Below are 1,785 nucleotides of genomic sequence, written 5' to 3'. Positions count from 1 at the left end.
ACTAATAACCCTAGAGTTAAAACTCTAAAAAACAGCATTTCCTGCCTTTTTCCTGCCAGATGCACATCATTTTGATAATTTTCCCCTCAAATTAGCGTGTGGTCGGATTTCTATATCGTATACTTGCGAATAGGATCAGCCACCTTGAGCAATTGCTCAAATTAATCGCCCTACTAGAGGCGGAATAACAAGGAAATATAAAATGACTAACAAGACGCGTCTGTTTAAAAAGTCTCTTTTAGCAGTAACCATTACATTGGCATCTTCGCAAGCGCTTGCGGCAGGTTTCCAACTTAACTCTCAATCAGCGACCGGCCTTGGCCGTGCATTCGCTGGTGACGCAGTGATCGCAGACAACGCGTCTGTAATGTCACGCAATGCTGCGGCGATGTCGCTGTTTGATTCTTCTGAATTTTCAGCTGGTGCAAACTACATCAAAACCGATATCGATGTAACTAACACTACTTTCGCAGGTGCGGTTCCAGTAGCAGACACAAACAACAGTAGCGGTACTGTTGTACCGAATATCTATTATGTTCACCGTTTAGATGATACTTGGGCATTTGGCGCTGGTATCTACTCAAATTTTGGTACAACAAACAATTTCGACGATAGCTTTGGTGCTGGTACTGCTGGTCTAGCAGGCCCAACTAGCCCAGGTGCAATGGCGTTCGGTGGTACAACTGAAATCAAGAGCATCAACTACGCACTAACAGCTTCTTACCGCGTAAACGAGCAAGTGTCTTTAGGCGCTGGTTTAGATATTATTCAAGGCAGTGGTAAGCTTGTTCGTCCAACAGGTCTAGGTGTTAACGCTGTTGATATCGATGCTGATGGTATCGGCCTTGGTTGGAATGTTGGTGCTGTATACGAACTAGATTCAGCTAACCGCTTTGGTCTATCTTACCATTACAGCCCAGAAATCGAAGCTGAAGGTGATGTAGCAGTCGGTGGCAGTTCAGCAGCAGCAGATAAAGTTTACCTTTCTCTTCCAAGCATGGCTGAATTTTCAGGTTACCACGAACTCCAAGATACTAAGTTTGCAGTGCACTACTCTGTGCAATGGATTGGTTGGAGCACGTTCGATACTTTAGACATCAACACTCCTGCTGGCCGTACAGCTCTAAACGAATACCAATGGCAAGACGGCTGGCACTACGCAATTGGTGGTACATACTTCCTAGATGAAGCTTGGACTCTACGTGCAGGTTACATGTATGACACTGCTGCTCAAGACCAAAAGACAYCTATCTCTGTACCTGACTCAGATCGCCAATGGTTCTCAGCAGGTTTCAGCTACGYAATTGAGAAACACACAGTTGACTTCGGCTTCACTTACCTTCTTGGTGAAGATGTTTCAGTTACTGAGTACAGTAACGGTCAACCAGCACTAACGGCAACAACTCATGCTGACGCAATCCTAGCGGGTGTTCAATACAGCTACAGCTTCTAATAGCAAATTGAGTTTTATACCAAGGGTCGCTTTTGCGGCCCTTTTCTTTATCTTCTCATAATGATTTTATCTATTTTTGGTTTACACCTGTAGCATGAACCACCTTAATTGAAACACGGGTGTACGCTCAAACTTTGCAACAATCATGAAACATCTTTCCATTTTAATCAAAAAACCACCACATTTAACATTTTTGCAACCAAAACACTGTTTTATTCAAATTTAGTTTTTAAAGTAAAGACTCTAAAAGTAGAATTTGCCGACTAAATAACTCTATTTCAGTGAATATAATAATGAAAATGAATAAGACTCTCCTATCTACAGCAGTGGCA

Annotated in this window: 1 protein-coding gene; it reads left to right on the top strand. The window is 42.7% G+C overall.

Annotated elements, in window-relative coordinates:
- Positions 1-202: 202 nt before the first annotated feature.
- Positions 203-1,453 (top strand): outer membrane protein transport protein, encoded by a 1,251-nt coding sequence (locus L4C33_RS22025; protein WP_428814517.1) that lies wholly within the window; start codon positions 203-205, stop codon positions 1,451-1,453.
- Positions 1,454-1,785 lie beyond the last annotated feature (332 nt).

Origin of the sequence: Vibrio makurazakiensis, assembly GCF_050337375.1 — a bacterium.
GTDB lineage: Bacteria > Pseudomonadota > Gammaproteobacteria > Enterobacterales > Vibrionaceae > Vibrio > Vibrio makurazakiensis.
This window is presented reverse-complemented; position numbering and strand designations above follow the sequence as displayed.